Source organism: Streptomyces sp. NPDC046900, assembly GCF_040644975.1.
In the GTDB taxonomy this organism is placed as follows: domain Bacteria; phylum Actinomycetota; class Actinomycetes; order Streptomycetales; family Streptomycetaceae; genus Streptomyces.
Map to the genome: position 1 here is coordinate 14,018 of NZ_JBEYXD010000052.1, position 16,026 is coordinate 30,043.

Annotated in this window: 14 protein-coding genes and 2 pseudogenes; 6 read left to right on the top strand and 10 right to left on the bottom strand. The window is 69.0% G+C overall.

Going from position 1 to position 16,026, the window contains the following annotated elements; translation table 11 throughout:
- Positions 1–9: 9 nt before the first annotated feature.
- The 9 genes and pseudogenes from ABZ904_RS34415 to ABZ904_RS34455 form a co-directional block, all read right to left on the bottom strand.
- Positions 10–897 carry a GntR family transcriptional regulator gene (locus ABZ904_RS34415; RefSeq protein ID WP_361001664.1) on the bottom strand — a complete coding sequence of 296 codons (888 nt, stop codon included), beginning with the start codon at positions 895–897 and terminating at the stop codon, positions 10–12.
- A gap of 173 nt (positions 898–1,070) precedes the next feature.
- Positions 1,071–2,858, bottom strand: a complete 1,788-nt coding sequence (gene phnE / locus ABZ904_RS34420; RefSeq protein ID WP_361827810.1) for a phosphonate ABC transporter, permease protein PhnE — start codon at positions 2,856–2,858, stop codon at positions 1,071–1,073.
- 4 nt (positions 2,859–2,862) lie between these two features.
- Positions 2,863–3,666: a phosphonate ABC transporter ATP-binding protein gene (gene phnC / locus ABZ904_RS34425; protein WP_359401244.1), complete on the bottom strand. Its 804-nt coding sequence runs from the start codon at positions 3,664–3,666 to the stop codon at positions 2,863–2,865.
- A gap of 167 nt (positions 3,667–3,833) precedes the next feature.
- Positions 3,834–4,790, bottom strand: coding sequence for a phosphate/phosphite/phosphonate ABC transporter substrate-binding protein (locus tag ABZ904_RS34430; protein WP_361827814.1), 957 nt, complete (start codon positions 4,788–4,790; stop codon positions 3,834–3,836).
- A gap of 472 nt (positions 4,791–5,262) precedes the next feature.
- Complete coding sequence (locus tag ABZ904_RS34435) at positions 5,263–5,634, bottom strand: hypothetical protein (protein ID WP_359401238.1); 372 nt, start codon at positions 5,632–5,634, stop codon at positions 5,263–5,265.
- Between the two features lie 103 nt (positions 5,635–5,737).
- The gene (gene alsS, locus ABZ904_RS34440) at positions 5,738–7,423 is read right to left on the bottom strand and encodes an acetolactate synthase AlsS (protein WP_361827817.1); all 1,686 of its coding nucleotides are present in this window, start codon (positions 7,421–7,423) and stop codon (positions 5,738–5,740) included.
- Positions 7,424–7,527: 104 nt separating this feature from the next.
- Positions 7,528–8,337: an acetolactate decarboxylase gene (gene budA, locus ABZ904_RS34445; RefSeq protein ID WP_361827820.1), complete on the bottom strand. Its 810-nt coding sequence runs from the start codon at positions 8,335–8,337 to the stop codon at positions 7,528–7,530.
- Positions 8,338–8,735: 398 nt separating this feature from the next.
- The gene (locus ABZ904_RS34450) at positions 8,736–9,224 is read right to left on the bottom strand and encodes a zinc ribbon domain-containing protein (RefSeq protein WP_359401232.1); all 489 of its coding nucleotides are present in this window, start codon (positions 9,222–9,224) and stop codon (positions 8,736–8,738) included.
- 55 nt (positions 9,225–9,279) lie between these two features.
- A pseudogene (locus ABZ904_RS34455) lies at positions 9,280–9,705 on the bottom strand (integrase); the annotation flags it as partial.
- A gap of 142 nt (positions 9,706–9,847) precedes the next feature.
- On the opposite strand from ABZ904_RS34455, the gene ABZ904_RS34460 reads away from it, so the two are divergent.
- On the top strand, positions 9,848–10,777 hold the full coding sequence (locus tag ABZ904_RS34460; protein WP_361827823.1) for an aldo/keto reductase: 930 nt from the start codon (positions 9,848–9,850) through the stop codon (positions 10,775–10,777).
- A gap of 329 nt (positions 10,778–11,106) precedes the next feature.
- On the opposite strand, the pseudogene ABZ904_RS34465 reads toward ABZ904_RS34460, so the two are convergent.
- Positions 11,107–11,968, bottom strand: a pseudogene (locus ABZ904_RS34465) (integrase); the annotation flags it as partial.
- A 57-nt stretch (positions 11,969–12,025) separates the two neighbouring features.
- Here ABZ904_RS34465 and ABZ904_RS34470 point away from each other — a divergent pair.
- The 5 genes from ABZ904_RS34470 (at position 12,026) to ABZ904_RS34490 (ending at position 15,911) form a co-directional block, all read left to right on the top strand.
- On the top strand, positions 12,026–12,415 hold the full coding sequence (locus ABZ904_RS34470) for a sigma factor-like helix-turn-helix DNA-binding protein (RefSeq protein ID WP_361001642.1): 390 nt from the start codon (positions 12,026–12,028) through the stop codon (positions 12,413–12,415).
- A complete protein-coding gene (locus ABZ904_RS34475) occupies positions 12,412–12,534 on the top strand; it encodes a hypothetical protein (protein ID WP_361001639.1) in 123 nt (40 codons plus the stop codon). The genes ABZ904_RS34470 and ABZ904_RS34475 overlap by 4 nt, the downstream gene beginning before the upstream one ends.
- 39 nt (positions 12,535–12,573) lie before the next feature.
- A complete protein-coding gene (locus ABZ904_RS34480) occupies positions 12,574–12,864 on the top strand; it encodes a hypothetical protein (RefSeq protein ID WP_361001637.1) in 291 nt (96 codons plus the stop codon).
- Between the two features lie 289 nt (positions 12,865–13,153).
- Positions 13,154–15,472 carry a glycosyltransferase family 39 protein gene (locus ABZ904_RS34485; RefSeq protein WP_361827827.1) on the top strand — a complete coding sequence of 773 codons (2,319 nt, stop codon included), beginning with the start codon at positions 13,154–13,156 and terminating at the stop codon, positions 15,470–15,472.
- A 127-nt stretch (positions 15,473–15,599) separates the two neighbouring features.
- On the top strand, positions 15,600–15,911 hold the full coding sequence (locus tag ABZ904_RS34490; protein WP_359401174.1) for a DUF1330 domain-containing protein: 312 nt from the start codon (positions 15,600–15,602) through the stop codon (positions 15,909–15,911).
- Positions 15,912–16,026 lie beyond the last annotated feature (115 nt).

Sequence of the window (16,026 nt, forward strand, 5' to 3'; positions counted from 1 at the left end):
TCTCCCGGTTCATTGTGGTGTGACAACTCTCTGCGATGTTGCAGCTCTCTGCGGTGTGGACGATCTCTGCGGGGAAGTCCTCCGCGCCGTGACGGGCTGAGCGCGGGCCGTGGGCCCGCTCCCGGCGCCGGCGGCCGGCCTGCTGACGGGGGCGGCCGCGGGCCCGCCGGCTTCGTCACCGACGGCCGGTTCGTCGAGTTCGACGACGACACGGACGGCGTCGGCACGCGTCCAGGCGCGGCTGCACATCAGGACGTTGCCGAGTACTTCGTCCCGGCTGACGCTCTCCACCAGCCAGGCGGGCTGGCTGCTCTCCATGCGCAGGGCCCGCAGTACCTCGGCCGACGGGACGTCGATGCTGACCCGGCACCAGGCCCGCATCGGCCGCACCCGCACCATCTGGCGGAGCACGAGGTCGACGGAGTCGACGGCGTGCAGCGCCAGATCCAGGTCGGGCACCTCGTCCACCGGGATCCACTCATGGACCCAGGAGGCGAGGAGGTCGTCGATGTAGAACTCGCGCACCACCTCGTGCACCGGCGAGCCGGCCGGCCGCTCGAACCTGTCCGCCAGGTCGGCGGGCAGGGGAATCCTGCGGACCGACTTGACCAGGGCGCGAGGTGTGGCGCCCGCCGCCGAGATCGTGGCGGACCACGACGGTGGGACACTGCGCGAGATGACGTAGTCGATGCGCCGGTTGACGAACGTGCCGGACCCCTGGGTCCGGCGGACGACGAACCGGCGCTCCAATTCCTGTACGGCCGCCCGTGCTGCGGCCCGGCCAACGCCGAACCGCCGGGCGATCTCGGCCTCGCTGGCCACTCGTGTGCCACGGGGGCACTCGGCCAGCTCGGCGGACAACTGCTCCGCGATCTCCAGATACCTGGTCGCACTCACACAGGGAACTGTGCTCGGCGGACTTGTCCGAACAACCTGCGGACAACCAACGAGTCCGACCGGGAATGTGAACAGCCGGGACAGTTGTTTCGCGGTTCGGACCGGACTTCTCCCTTGGAATCCATGGCGGAGGCCCCGTGCCGAGGCGGCGGGGTCCTGCCATCATCCGGCGGTCAGCGGACGATCCGGCGTAGCCACACCGCGAGCAGCTCCACGACGAGCACGGTCGCGAAGACCATCAGCAGCACGGTGGTGACCACCCCGAAGTCCAGCACCCGCGAGGCGTTGAGCAGGTCGAAGCCGATACCGCCCGCGCCGACGATGCCCAGCAGTGTCGCGGAGCGGATGTTGACGTCGAGCTGGTAGAGGACGTGCCCGACGAACGCCGGCGCTGCCTGCGGCAGCGTCGCCGAGCAGAAGACCTGCCGGCGTCCCGCGCCGGTGGCGCGTACCGCCGCCTCCACCCCCGGGTCCACTTCCTCCAGCGAGTCGGCGACGAGCTTGCCGAGCAGCCCGACCGCGCCGACGCCCAGGGCCAGCGCGCCGGCCACCGCGCCGAGGCCGGTGATCACCACGAAGACGATGGCGAGGACGAGCTCGGGAATTCCGCGGACCAGTACCACCACGACCCGGAACACGGCGGCTGTCGCGCGCGAGGGCGCGACATTGCGGGCGGCCAGCGCGCCGATGGGCAGGGCCAGTACCGCGCCGATCAAGGTCGCCGCAAAGGCGATCTTCGCGGTGTCGAAGAGGTCGGACAGCAGGTCCGGCAGGATGCCGCCGGCGCTCGGCGGCCAGAACAGCGCCAGCGTGGGACCGACGTTGCCGAGCGCACCGAAGAACTGGCCCGGTGCGATACCGGCACCCCACACGGAGGCGGCGAGCGCGAAGACCGTCACGGCTGCGTAGACGGTGCGGCGGACGCGGCGGGCGTTCCACGGCGGACTGACACGGGGCAGGGCGCCACCGGCACGGCCCAAGTGCGGTGCGTCCCCGGCGTCCGACGCACGTTTGTGGTGCGCCGGGGGCACCGCGGCCAGAGGCGGCAGGCCGGCAGCGGATGCTCGGGACCGCGTGCCCTTGCCCCGCGCCCGTCCACCGGCGCCGGCGTTCCGCAGCAGAGCCCGGCGGATCGCCGCGGAGAGCAGTTCCACCAGCACGCAGAGCAGGAGCACCACCAGCGCGAGCGCCATGCCCCGCCGGTAGTTCAGGGCGTTGAGGGCCCCCGCGATCTCGTAGCCGAGGCCGTTCACGCCGACGAAGCCGAGGACCACCGAGATCCGGAGGTTGATGTCCAGCCGATGCAGGGCGTTGGCCACCAGGGAGGGGAGCACCTGCGGCAGTACGCCGGAGACCAGCTGCTGCAGGCGGCCGGCGCCGGTGGCCCGTATGGAGGTGCGCGGTCCCTCGTCGATCTGCTCGATGGCGTCCGCGTACATCTTGCCGACCATGCCGACCGAGTGCAGGCCCATGGCCAGCACACCGGACAGCGCGCCGAGCCCGAAGATGCGGAAGAAGACGATCGCCAGTACGACGTCCGGTACGGCCCTGGCCAGCACGATGACACCGCGAGCGCCGAACCGTGCGCTCGCGTGGGGGGTGGTGTTGCCGGCGGCCAGCACCGCCACCGGAACGCTGAGCACCACCGACAGCAGTGTCGCGGACACCACGACGGCCATGGTCTGCCCGCACAGCCGCAGCACCTCGCCGGCGGACGGGAAGTCGAGCGGGAACATCCGCCCGGTGAAGTCCACCGCGTTCGAGGCACTGTCCACCAGCGTGGCGGCGTTGATGCGGAGGTCGGCGAAGGCCCAGCAGGCGAAACCGGCCAGCGCCGCCATCACGAGCAGCGCCGCCGCACCGGCCGCGCGGGGGCGGGGCAGGGTCCGGGGCGCGGCGTTCGGCCCCGTCGGCGGGGCGGGGGAGGGCGGCGTGGGGGCACCAGCGGTCGAGACGGTCATGGGCTCAGCCGGCCTTGGCGGTGAGCACGGCCGGGGTCGCGACGCCCAGACGCGCGTACACGGACATCACGTCGTCCCGTGTCAGATCGGACACCGGACTGTCCATCAGGACCCGGCCTCCCCGCAGGCCGATGATCCGGTGGCCCCAGGAGAGGGCCAGGTCGACCTGGTGCAGGCTGCACAGCACGGTGAGCCGCTCCTCCTCGCCGATCTCCTTGATGAGCCGCATGATCTGCGCCGAGGACTCCGGGTCGAGCGAGGCGACGGGCTCGTCGGCGAGCAGGATCTCCGGCCGCTGCATCAGCGCCCGGGCCACGGCCACACGCTGCTGCTGACCACCGGAGAGGGTGTCCGCCCGCTGGAACGCCTGGTCGAGCAGGCCGACCCGCTCCAGGTGGCGCAGCGCCTCACGCCGTACCGACTGCGGATAGCTGAGCAGGCCGAGGCGCGGGCCGCGCAACCGGCCGAGCGCGCCGGTGCACACGTTCTCCAGCACCGTGAGGCTGCCGACGAGGTGGAACTGCTGGAAGACGAAGCCGATACGACGGCGGAGCCGGCGCAGCCCGGCCCCGCGGGCGCGGCCCACATCCGTGCCGAGGACGGTGACCGTGCCGGTGGTGGCCCGCTGCAGTCCGTCGACGTGCCGCAGCAGGGTCGACTTGCCGGACCCGGAGAGCCCGAGCAGCACGACCATCTCCCCGGCCCCAACGCTCAGCGAGACGTCGTCGAGCGCGAGCACATCGGCATCGAACTGCTTGCTGACGCCCTCGAATCGCACTACGGGTTCGGTGAGTTGTTCCGCGGCCAAGGATCGCTCCGATTCTTCCGTGAACTGCATTGCCGTGGGGAAAAATGAACTGAACTTCCGTAAGCACAACCGGAATTGCCGGCAACCGGGAGCTTTGCGATCCCGGTTGCCGGCGTTGCCCGCGTCATCCGGGCAAAAGAGCCTTCCGTGCTATCCGGCCGCGAGGGTCAGGACTTCACGCACTGCTCGTCCTTGGTGACATCGCAGACCTTGCGGACACCGTCGTAGTCGGAGTCGTCCACCTTCACGAAGCCCCAGTCGCCGGCGTCGTCGACCTCGCACTTGGCGCTGCCGGAGCAGAAGCCGTGGGCCTTGAGGTAGTCGACATTGGCCATGGTCTGGAAAGCGGTCGCGATCTTCTGCTTGAGGTCGGCGTCGAGATCGTCGCTGACCGCCACCGGGGAGCCGGGGATCACCGGGGACTTCCACACCGTGGTGATCTCGCCCTTCTTGATCTGGCCCTTCTCGACGAGCTGCTTGTCGACCATGGTGTCGTAGGCGAATCCGGCCTCGCACTGACCGCTCTTCACCGCGAGCACGGAGGCGTCGTGACCGCCGGCCATCACGGGGGTGATGCCCTTCTCCACGTCCACCCCGGCCTCCATAAGCCCGGCACGCGGGTAGAGGTAGCCGGAGGTGGAGTTGGGGTCGACGAAGCACACCTTCTTGCCCGCGAAGCCCTTGAGGTCCTTGATCGGCGAGCCCGTCTTGACGATGCCGTAGGACTTGTAGCCGGGCCGCGCACCCTTCGCCTCGACACCGGCGGCGACCGGAGTGGTCTTCACACCGGAGCTCTTCGCCTGAACATAGGAGAACGGCCCGTACCCGGCGATCTGAATCTTTCCGGAACGCTGTCCTTCGATGACCGCCGCGTAGTTCGTGGCGGTCTGGAAAATGATCTTCTTGCCGGTCTCCTTCTCCAGGAGCTTGATGACAGCGCCGTACGAAGCCTTGAGGTCGGTGGAGTTCTCAGCGGGAACGGCAGCCATCACGAGAGTGTCGCCGCCCTTTCCCTCCGACGTGGAAGACTTCGAGGCAGCACTCGAGCCGCAACCGGCCAGGGCGAGAACAGAGGCGGCACCGAGGGCGAATACGCCGAGATCGCGCCGGTTCACAAGAAACATCGTTTGGCTTCTCCTCAAAACGGCCCGCATTGGTGCCGCCGGAACGGTTTACGAACGCCACCTAGGCTGGGTCCGGGCTGTGCCGGGGCGGAGAAGCGATGGTTGCGCCCTGTCGAACGAGTCCGGTCTCTTACGCGCACCCGACCGGACGACTGGTGCCGCGGCCGCCCCGGACGACGGTTCGCAAACGGATCCCGGCCGGCGCTGCCGATGATCACCAGTGGGTTCCTGATCGGTGCCGGACAGGCCCTCGTGCCGGGCTGTGCGAACCGGAACAGAACCTCGTCGCCGCGTACAGAGCGCTGGTCTCGGCACCGATGGTCGCGACACCGCGCTCGGCTCTGCTCGCCGAACGGGTCCGGGCCGGTGCCGCCGCCGTACTCGGCGGCGGGAGGACCGAGGTGCCGATGCCGGCGGACGACCTCCCGCTCATGCCCGCCGGCTCCGGAAACACGCCGCCGCTCTGCCCGGCCTACCGCGTCCGGGCAACGGTACGGCGTACCGCACCGGACGAGCACCGGGTGGACGCGGCCGTCATGGGTCGCCCCAGGCGAGGAGCTCCCACGGCCCCGAGCGGGTCCTGCGGCAGCCGGACGGATACCGCAGCGGCCGGTCCGCGGTCAGGAGACGGGCGCGTGCGGTAGTCGGCGGTGGCGAACGCCTTGCCCAGCTCGACGAGAGACTCCGGGGCGTCCAGACGCTCCATGAAGGCTTCCACGAACACAAGGCGATCGCGGTTGTTCTTCGCCGTGTCGAGCGCGGCGGCGAGCGCGTCCTCGGTGTTCGCCTTGACGGTGACGGCCGTGTCCTGCGGGTCGAAGGCCTCCCTCGACAACCGGATCACACGCCTGGGACCTGCCGACGCCGCAGGTGAAGCCGTCCGCCGCCAAGCCGAGCGACCTGTCGCTGCCGCCGTGCAGGCGTGCGCGGCGGCCGTCCTGGACCTGCTACTCAAGGACGCCTTCGTGGAGTTGGGCGAAGAGCTCGGTGTTGCGGGAGTAGTCGACAGGGACATCGATGATGGTGACGCCGGGCTGGACGCGCGCCTCGCGCGACAGGGCCTCGTCGAGGATCTTGGCGAACTGCTCCTCGGTCTGGACCCGGTAGCCGTTGGCGCCGAAGGCCGCGGCGTAGTGGGCGATGTCGTAGTCGCCGAGCTGGACGCCCGAGGTCCGCCCGTACCTGAGCTTCTCCTGGAAGCCGACCATGTCGTAGGTGTTGTCCCGCAGGATCACATGGGTGAAGTGCAGGCCCAGACGGGTCGCGGTCTCCAGTTCCTGGGCGCTGAACAGGAAGCCACCGTCGCCGGACACGGAGACGATCTGCTTGCCGGGGCGCACCATGCAGGCCGCCATGGCCCAGGGCATGGCCACGCCCAGCGTCTGCTGGCCGTTCGAGAACAGCAGGTGCCGAGGCTCGTATGCGCGGAAGTGCCGGGCCATATAGATGTAGTGCGAGCCGATGTCGCAGGTGACCGTGGCGTCGTCGTCGATCTTGTCGCGGAGCATGAGCAGGACGGACACCGGGTTGAGCCCGGCCTCCGAGTGGTTGGCCGAGCGTGCCGAGTCGTCCGCCTCCTTCAGGGCACGGCGCTGCTCGGCGAGTTCCGCGAGCACTTCGGCATCCAGACGCAGCCCGGACAGGTGCGCGGTCAGGGCCCGGAGTGTCGAGGCCACATCACCGCGCAACTCGACCGCGGGCTGGTAGTCGTTGTCGATGTCCGCGGGGATGGCGTCGATGTGCACGACCGTGCGGGACGGGTCGGTGTTCCACAGCTTCGGGTCGTACTCGACCGCGTCGTAGCCGACGGTGACCAGGACGTCGGCGTGGGAGATGACGATGTCGCCGGGCTGGTTGCGGAACAGGCCGATGCGACCGTGGTAGTGGTCCTGCAGCTTCCGTGAGACCACACCGGCCGCCTGGAAGGTCTCCACCACAGGCAGATCGGTGTTCTCGAGAAGGGCACGCAACTCGGCGCACGCCTCGGGGCCGGCCCCCCTGAGCCCGACGAGAATCACCGGGCGCTTGGCATCGCGGATCAGACGGGCCGCGTGCTCGATACGGTCGGCCGGCGCCGGTCCCTGGACGGGGGCGGGAACCGCGTTGACGAGGCTTGCGCTGGTCGTCGCGGTCAGCACATCGGTGGGCAGGACCACGGCGGCCGCCCCGCGGGGCTCGGTGACGGCGGCGCGCAGGGCGTTGGCGATCGCTTCCGGGACGTTGTCGGCGTCGTTGACCTCGCCGGTGTACTTGGTGAAGGGCTTGAGCGCCGCGGTGGCGTCCATGGACTGGTGGCTGCGCTTGAGCCGGTCGGCGCGGGGCACCGCACCACACATCGCGACCACCGGATCCTGTTCGGTGTTCGCGGTGAGGAGGCCAGTCGCGCTGTTGGACGTGCCAGGTCCGGAAGTCACCAGGATGGCGCCGGGGATGCCGATGAGCCGGCCGATCGCCGCGGCCATGAAGGCCGCGTTCTGTTCGTGGCGGCAGACCACCAGTTGAGGGCCGCCGTCCACCAGGGCATCGTAGATCGTGTCGATCTTGGCGCCCGGCACGCCGAAGATATGGCTGACGCCATACGCCGACAGCACCTCGATCGCGCGCTGGGCCGCACGCACTTCAGACTCAGACATACCGATGCGAACCTCTCTTTGACAGGGGAGAAACAGCTCCTCGAGGACGGGCCTGGGTGACCGTCCCGCCGGGTGGCAAGTGAGGTCAGCGGCCGGCCATGTGCTCAGCCGCCCTCTGCCTTGCGGATCCGGTCCCCGAGATTGGAGGAGGTGAGGTCCGAGCTGAGGAACTGGCCGGTCGTCGGCAGGCTCAGATGGAGCTCGGAGCGCTCGCTGAGGGCGATGATGCCGTGGTCGATGCGGAAGTCCAGGCAGTGGCCGCCGTGTTGGTGGGTGTCGTCGATGAAGTGCAGGTGGTAGCCGGCCACCGATATGCCCTGCTCGTAGTCAGGGGTGCGGTAGCCGGCCAAGGTGCCCGTCAAGTCGGTGAAGGTGGTCTCGGCCTGCCCCTCGGCGGCCTCGGTGAGGGATGGATAGGGCGGTTCCTGCTTCCGTACGGTGCGGGTGCGGACCTCGCTGAAGCGCCCGGTGATCCGGATCGCGTAGATCAGGTTGGGGCTGCGGGCCATGCCGTCGATGAGCGCCATCAGCTCGCTGCGTGTCATGGGCGAGTTCAGTTCTCGGCTGGTGTCGGCCCGGAACCAAGTCGTGGCCGCGAACGGCGAGAGGTCGCCGCTGTCGGCGACCTCCACGGGTCCGTCGGCGCGCAGGTGGTAGCAGACACCGTCCAGGACCAGCATCTCGCCGTCCAACTGGTTGAAGGTGCCCAGCCCGAAGTCGCCGTGCTCGAGCAGTTCTCCCACCGACACGTCGCCGTCGTAGACGCCGTCGATCAGCGCGCCCATGGTGGAGCTCTGGTAGACCTCCCGCGCGCGTGCCGGGTCGTGCCGGGCGCCGTTGCCGCCGCTCCTGTGCGCCAGAACCGTGCGGACGAACCTCCGAAAGCGACCTTGGGGGCTCTCCTCGGTAGCCATCCCTGGTACCTCCCAATGCCCGGGCAATCATCGGGACCATGGATCGCGAGGATTGCGGCACTACGGGTGTCGTCCGGCCCCGTCTGCGCAGTGGCTGCTACAGAAAGTAATCAGTGCCGCATACGCGCGCTCAACTGACCGCCTGGATCCCATACTGCCTTTATCCACACGGTACGCAACCGGAGGTGCCCGTGTCCGAACTGGGCAAACCGGGCCTGCGACCCCTGGTTCAGCAAGATCGATCGAGGCAGCGGGAAGCCGGAGACGTCTCGCCTTTCCATCGCGAAGGTCCAGGTGGTCCCGAGCGGCACCTGGGCGGTCGTCGACGAGGTCTGGTCTCGGTGGACACCCGGGGACACTCGGCCCGGAGCCCGATCATGTCAGGCGTACGGAAGGCCCTACGGAGCGGGCGGCACCTCGAGGACCCGTGAAGCAGTCGACGCAATCCCGCCCGGGCTGTGGAGTCCGCCGACACGCAACCCCTGGAGGACGAAGGAGTAGCCCGTGACTCCTCCACCCCCTGATGGGGTGGCTTCTCGGTAGACCGGTTGGGCTTTGCGACGGGCCAGCCCGGCCCGTAGAACGTTCAGGGCGGCGGCCACCGTGTCTGCGTGCGCCGTGTGGCTGCAGGCGATGCATTGGAACGTCTGCTGTGTGGGCCGGTTCTCCTTGGCGGTGTGCCCGCATTCGGGGCACCGCCGGGAGATATTGCGGGGGTCTCCGGCCATCACTTCCCGTCCGGCACCTTCCGCCTTGGCGGTCAGGACAGCGGGGAACACCCCCCATCCGGCATCAGCGATCGAGCGGTTCAGCCCCGCCTTGGCCGCCGCGCCGTTGGCGGCGAAGGTGCCGTCTCCGTTCGGGCGAGGCTCGGGGGTCTTGCTCATGGTGCGGATCTGGAGGTCTTCGTGCGCGATGAACTCGTGCTCGCGGACGAGGGGTGATGTGCAGGCGCCTCGTGCCGTGCTCGAGGAAGCCCAGCGCGCAGAGCCGCCTGCCGAGCACTGTGTCGATATGGAAGAAATCGACTGCGAGGATGTCCTCGGCCTGGGCGGTGAGGAACTCGCGCGATGTGGGGCCGGAACGACGTGGCGCCGGGTCGACGCCTGCTGCGTGGAGAATCTCCCACACTGTCGAGGCGGCGATCCGGTGGCCCAGTCGAGCCAACTCGTCTTGGATCCTCCTGTGCCCGCACCGCGGGTTTTCGCTGGCGAGTCGTAGCACGAACTTCTTCAGCGCTGCGTCGGTCGGTGGCCGACCGGTGCGCCTGCGTGCGCTGTAGTCCCACTTCGCGGCGATGGATCGGCGGTGCCAGCCGAGCAGGGTGCCGGGCGTGACCGGGGAGACGTCGTGCCAGAGATGCTGGGGTCTAGAGGATACGCAACGTCATGCAGCCTGAGCCTGCCGTGATCGCCTGAAGCTGCAAAGCGCCTGTTCAGGGGCTACGTGTGACATTTGGAACCCTACAGGTCACTGGCGCTCCATCTGCACGCTCGGACAGGATGGTCCCATGAAAATGATCTCCTTCCCCCAGACTGAACTGCGCGCGTCGAACGTCGTCCTGGGGCTGATGCGCATCGCCGAACTCGCCGATGACGACATCCGCACCCTCTACGGCAGCGCCCGGGACGCCGGGATCAACGCCTTCGACCACGCAGACATCTACGGCCCCTCCCGCCACGCGTGCGAAGCGCGGTTCGGGGAGGCGATCAAACTCTCCGCTGCAGAGCGGGAGTCGATAGTCATCCAGAGCAAGGTCGGCATCCGGCCCGGCTTCTTCGACTTCTCCAAAGAGCACATCGTGCGCAGCGTCGACGAGTCGCTGGCGGCCCTGCGTACCGAATACCTCGACGTGCTCCTGCTGCACCGGCCCGACACCCTCGTGGAGCCGGAGGAGGTGGCCGCGGCCTTCGACGAGCTCCACTCGGCCGGGAAGGTCGTGAACTTCGGCGTTTCCAACCACACACCGGGACAGATCGAACTGCTCAAGACGGCGGTGCGCCAACCGCTGGTGGCCAACCAGGTGCAGCTGAGTATCACCCACTGCCCGGTGATCGCCTCGGGAATAGCCGCCAACATGGCCGGTCTCGATCAGTCGGTCGACCGCGACAACGGCCTCCTCGACTACTCACGCCTCCGGGGAATGACCCTGCAGGCGTGGTCGCCGTTCCAGAAGGGGTTCTTCGACGGGGTCTTCATCGGTGACCTCGAAAACCATCCGGAGCTGAACGTCGCCCTGGACGAGTTGGCCGCGAAGTACGATGTGACTCCCACCGGGATCGCCGTCGCGTGGATCACTCGCCATCCGGCGAACATGCAGGTGGTACTCGGGACCACCAACCCAGGTCGGGTGGCCGAGTCGGCGGCGGGCTCGGAGATCCCGTTGACCCGTGAGGAGTGGTATCGCCTCTTCCGCCTGGGCGGCCACACCGTGCCCTAACGGCCTTGGGAGCGATTGATACCGGGGCAGGCTGGCCTGGCGGGTCGGCTGGTGGCTGATCAGCAGGCGGTCGGTCGGACGGGGACCAGTTCGGTGCTCGGCTTACGGCCAGTCGCCCGCCGGACGGAGCGGTCGGAGACCAGCCCGGCGATGGCGAGGTGGGTCTCGGGGCAGGTCTCGCGGCGTCCGGTGAACCTCTGCAGGGGCGGCGACTGCTTGTACTCGGCGTTGGTGTGCTCAACACAGATCCGCGCGGAGGACTGACGGCGGCGCCGCTCGCGCCAGGCATGGTGCTGACCCAGTGGCGCGTCGTCCTTCGGCTTCCGCGCCTCGCGGCGGATGGTGCCGATCACCCGCTCGCGGTGCGCGTTCATCCGAGGCGCCCGTGGCGCGCTGAGCAGCACGTCCATGTCCTCGGCTTCGAAGACGGCGTCGAAGGACTGGCCGTACGTGGCGTCGCGGTCGCGCAGCACGAAGCGCAGGGACTCCATGCGCGTGTCGAGTTGGGCGGCGAGATTGCGGGCCTGTTGCGTCGTCCAGGCCCGAGTGGGGTGGGCGGTGACGCCGGTGAGATGCAGTCTGCGGGTGCCGTGTTCCAGGAACGCCATGGCGTACAGGCGCTTTCCGAGCATGGTGTCCACGTGGAAGAAGCGGCTGCGATGATCCCTTGGGCCTGGGTGGTCAGGAACTCGCGCCAGCTGGGGCCGGCCCGGCGTGGAGCCGGGTCGATGCCCGGGGCGTTCAAGATCGCCCAGACCTCGACGGTGCGATCGGATGCCCCAGCCGGGCAAGCTCGCCCTCGATCCTACGATGTCCCCACCGGGGATTCTCGCCGGTCAAGCGCAGCACCAGCTTCCTGAGCGCGGCCGCAGTCGGGGGTCGGCCGGAGCGGCGGCGGGCGGAGTAGTCCCACTTCATGGCAATCAGCTTGCGGTGCCAGGCCGGCAGGGTGCCGGGGGTGACGGGGAAGACATCGGCCCAGCGGCGGCGCGGTATCAGCGAGGACAGCGCGGAGAGCCAGAACCGGTCGGCCCACTCGTAGCGGACCGGGCCCTTGAGCTGACGGCGCAGGACTGAGTTCTCATGCCTCAGCACCAACAACTCGGCGCCCCTCGCGGTGTCTCGGCGCAGCAGGACAGCCGGTAGGGACAGCAGCGTGCGAGCAGCGCGGTACAACGGCGACACGATCATCAGGACAGCGTCTCAGCCACCACCGACAACCCTGTACACCGCTGCTCACCTGCAGCGATGCCTTTACGAGCTCCACAGGCGGATGCCGCTCAGGAGGCCCTGACGGCGGTCTTCAAGTCGCTACGCGCACTCAAGGACCCGGCCGCTCTGCACGGCTGCGTGCGCGCCATCGTCGTACGCGAGGCGGTCCGCACCGCGCGCCGCGCCGCCCGAACCGAACCGGCCGATCTCAGCTCGCTCCCCGCCCGTGGTGACCCCCAGCTCTCCGCGGACGTCAGGGACGTACTGGAACGGCTCCCTCCCGAGTACCGCGCGGTGCTGATAGTGCGTAACGTCGAAGGCCTGGACGAGCGCACAGCCGCCGCCCTGCTCGGCGTGCGCACCGGCACCGTCAATTCGCGGCTGCACCGGGCCCGCGACACCTTCCGGAAGGCGTGGACATCATGAACGAGCCCTGGCCCACCACCGACGTCGACTCCGTACGTCGCCTGTACGCCCTGGCCGCCGGCATTCGCAGCGCAGACGTGACCGAGGCCCACGTCGACGCGACCTTCGAGCGGGTCTGAGCCCTGCTGGGTGACCTTGAGGGCGGGTTCGGACAGGTCGTGCCCGACCTGGAGCGGCTGCGCGTCCTGCACCGGCAAGGCGAGCGCGTGGAGGCGCCGGCACGCAGCAAGTACGGGATGCGGGCTCGACTGCGCGGAGTGCAGCGGCCCGGCTGGTACTGGCTGCAGAGCAGGTTCCTGCTGATCGGGGTGGCGGCGGTACCCCAAGGCCCGGGCACGCGGGTCGCGTTCACCGGGGGCGTGCGCCTGCCGACCCGCGCCGCCCTGATCCCTCTGGGCGTACGCCGTGAGGGCAGCCGCAGCGTGAAGCGCCTGGCGACACTGCTGTGAGACGGAATCCGGACGTGAATTCATCGGACGCCCGAACGGCTTCCGTCCGATTCTGCGCTCGTCGCACATCACTTGGGATCCGGCCGAGATCCAGCCCGTTGGGAAAAGCTGTGTGTACGCTGTTTATTCGCTGTGTGCGGCGGACTTATAGGGCAGGTAATGAACGGCACTTCGCCGATTGAAATGCCGCCGGGTCCGGTTAAAGGATTGCCCCGGGTCCGACAAGAATTTCCTTGAATCGGGCCACTTCAGCGGAGCGGGGGGCGTGCCGTATCGAAGACTGCTGTGCATGGCTACGACAGTCCTCGACCCCACCGTGCCCACCAGTGCCGATCGTCGCGCGCCATGGAGATCGCCGGTGGACCAGCCCGCGTACGCACGCCCCGCACTGCTGATCATCACCGTGCTCGCCGCCGTGCTCTACGCATGGGGAATCAACCACAGCCAGTACCACACGTTCTATGCGAACGCCGTCCGCAGTATGACGGAGAGCTGGAAGGCCTTCTTCTACGGCTCTTTCGACCCGGGAAATTCCATCACGCTCGACAAACTGCCGGGATTCCTGTGGCCCCAAGCGCTTTCCGCTCGTATCTTCGGATTTCATCCGTGGGCGCTGACCCTTCCTCAGGTCATCGAGGGCGTCGCGAGTCTGCTGGTCCTGTATCGGTTGGTACGGCGCTGGGCGGGGGTCAATGCGGCACTGATCGCCGCTACGGCGTTCCTCCTGACTCCGGTGGCCGTGGGGCTTTTCCGTACCGCTGTCGAGGACCCCGCCTTCACACTGTGCGTGCTGTTGGCGGCCGAGGCCACCCAGCGCGCCGCCCGGGACGGCCGGCTTGGTCCGCTGGTGCTGGCCGGAGCATGGGTCGGGATCGGCTTCCAGACCAAAATGCTGGAGGCGTGGGCGGTGCTGCCCGCGCTCGCCCTGGTGTACCTGACTTCGGCGCCGATCACCCTGCGGAAACGACTGGCGCACCTCGGCTTGTCCGCGGTGGTGATGACCGCCGTCTCGCTGTCCTGGATGCTCGCGGTCACCCTCGCCCCGGTCAAGGACCGGCCCTATGTGGACGGCACCACCAACAACTCCGCGTTCAGCATGGTGATCGGCTACAACTTCCTGAACCGCTTCTCCTCGCTCGGCATCAGCGCGGCCTCCACCGGCAGCGTGAGCGCGACGCAGGGCGGCGGTCACGGCCGACAGCAGGCGGCATGGGGCGTCGATCGGCAGGGCGATGCCGGCCGGGCGGGGCAGCCCGACCGGAACGGACCGTTCGGCGCGGGTCAGTACGGCGGGCACGGAAGCACCCAGTACGGCGGCAGTGGCGGTTACGGTGGCGCGCACGGCGGGAGTGCCGGGTACGGCGGCGGGCAGGGAGGTGCCCGGACGAGCGCAGCGCACCAGCCCGGTGGTGGCGGCTGGGGCGGTGGTCAGAACGGCTGGTCGAAGATGTTCGGCCAGTCTCTCGCCTCGCAGACCGGTTGGCTCTACCCTCTCGCCGCCATCGCCGTCGTCTGCGGTCTGATGTGGCGACGGGGCAGGCCGCGCACCGACCGGATCCGATCCGGATTCCTGCTGTGGGGCGTCTGGTTGACCACGTACTTCCTGGTGTTCAGCGCGGGCAGTGTCGGCGGCCACATGTATTACATGGGCGTGATCGCGGTGCCGCTCGCCGCACTCACCGGGGGCGGCATCACGCTGATGTGGCGCGCCTACCGGGCCGGCGGCCGTCGTGCATGGGTGCTGCCGGGCGCAGTGGCCGCGACTTCGGCGTGGAGCGCGTACCTCGCCGCAGAGTTCCCGTCGTTCCTGCCGTGGCTGGCCTCAGCGGTGAGCGTGCTCGGCCTGGCTGCGGTCGTCCTGCTGGTGCTGGCCCGCCCCGGTCGAACCCCGTCCGGCGGCCGACTCGCACTCGCCGGTCTGGCCGCGTCCCTTGCGGCGGTGCTGATCGCGCCGAGCACTTGGGCGGTGCAGGTGTTCAACCCCTCGTACGGCAGCTCCGGTATGGGCTCGGTCGGCCCGTCCGGGATGAACCGCGGTCACGGCTCGGCGTTTTCGGCGAGCGGCCGGATGGGCGGAGCGCGCTGGGGCGGCGGTACGGCTCGCGGCAACGCGGGGCCACGCGCCGGTATGGGCGACTTCGGCAGCGTCGGCGAGAATGGCGGACTCAGCGCGACTCAGCGGAAGTTGCTCGCCTACGCCACCGCGCGCCAGGGTTCGGCCGCATACGTCTTCGCCACCACCAGTTGGAGCGGCGCGTCGCCGTTCATCCTCGGCACCGGTGCCCATGTCCTGCCGCTCGGCGGCTTCAGCGGCAGGGTGCCTTTCCCCAGCGAGACCCAGTTCCGGCAGCTGGTCGACTCCGGCAAGCTGCGGTATGTGCTGCTGGGCGGTGACCGCGGGAGGGGAGGCATGTTCGGCCGCGGCAGCGGGACGACGGCCACGGTGCAGATCACCGACTGGGTCCGGTCCGCCTGTGCGCGCGTCCCCGCTTCCACTTTCGGTGGCACGGACTCCCCGGGCACCACACCCACTCTCCCGGCCTTCCCGGGAAGGGCCTACGAAGGCGCCACCGCCCAGACGCTGTACCGGTGCGCACCGGGCCACTGATCGCATGATGCGAGACCGGTTGGCCCTGGTCACCCCGCAGGCGCCGCTTACCTGTGAGGTCATCGACCCCTGCGCGTTCCCATGCCATGGTCTGCGGTGTACCGACCCGACCGACCGGAAGGACGCCATGCCTGCCTACGCCATAGCTCATCTGCAGGAGGCCACGCCACACCCGGAGATCGCCGAGTACATCGAACGCATCACCGCCACCTTCGAGCCGTACGGCAGCGGCTTCCTCGTTCACGCCTCGCAGCACGAGGTGAAGGAGGGCACCTGGCCCGACCACGTAGTGGTGATCGGCTTTCCCGGGATCGCCGCGGCGCGGGCGTGGTGGGACTCGCCGGCATACCAGGAGATCGCACCGCTACGCTCACGGCACATCAAAGGCGACATCGTCCTGGTCCCCGGCGTCCCCGAGGACTACGACGCGGGTAGGTGAGGGCGGCGAGCCAGAATCGGTCGGCTGGCTCGTACCGCACTCGGCCTTTCAACTGCCTGCGCAGGGTGGCGTTCTCGTGCCGCAGGACCAGCAGTTCGGCTTCCTTAATGGTGTC

What these genes read in the sequence shown, in the direction of transcription:
- phnE (WP_361827810.1), bottom strand. Translation starts at nt 2,858, where the DNA reads ATGACCGTCTCGACCGCTGGTGCCCCCACGCCGCCCTCCCCCGCCCCG.
- ABZ904_RS34430 (WP_361827814.1), bottom strand. Translation starts at nt 4,790, where the DNA reads ATGTTTCTTGTGAACCGGCGCGATCTCGGCGTATTCGCCCTCGGTGCC.
- alsS (WP_361827817.1), bottom strand. Translation starts at nt 7,423, where the DNA reads ATGTCTGAGTCTGAAGTGCGTGCGGCCCAGCGCGCGATCGAGGTGCTG.
- budA (WP_361827820.1), bottom strand. Translation starts at nt 8,337, where the DNA reads ATGGCTACCGAGGAGAGCCCCCAAGGTCGCTTTCGGAGGTTCGTCCGC.
- ABZ904_RS34450 (WP_359401232.1), bottom strand. Translation starts at nt 9,224, where the DNA reads ATGAGCAAGACCCCCGAGCCTCGCCCGAACGGAGACGGCACCTTCGCC.
- ABZ904_RS34460 (WP_361827823.1), top strand. Translation starts at nt 9,848, where the DNA reads ATGAAAATGATCTCCTTCCCCCAGACTGAACTGCGCGCGTCGAACGTC.
- ABZ904_RS34470 (WP_361001642.1), top strand. Translation starts at nt 12,026, where the DNA reads ATGCCTTTACGAGCTCCACAGGCGGATGCCGCTCAGGAGGCCCTGACG.
- ABZ904_RS34475 (WP_361001639.1), top strand. Translation starts at nt 12,412, where the DNA reads ATGAACGAGCCCTGGCCCACCACCGACGTCGACTCCGTACGTCGCCTG.
- ABZ904_RS34485 (WP_361827827.1), top strand. Translation starts at nt 13,154, where the DNA reads ATGGCTACGACAGTCCTCGACCCCACCGTGCCCACCAGTGCCGATCGT.
- ABZ904_RS34490 (WP_359401174.1), top strand. Translation starts at nt 15,600, where the DNA reads ATGCCTGCCTACGCCATAGCTCATCTGCAGGAGGCCACGCCACACCCG.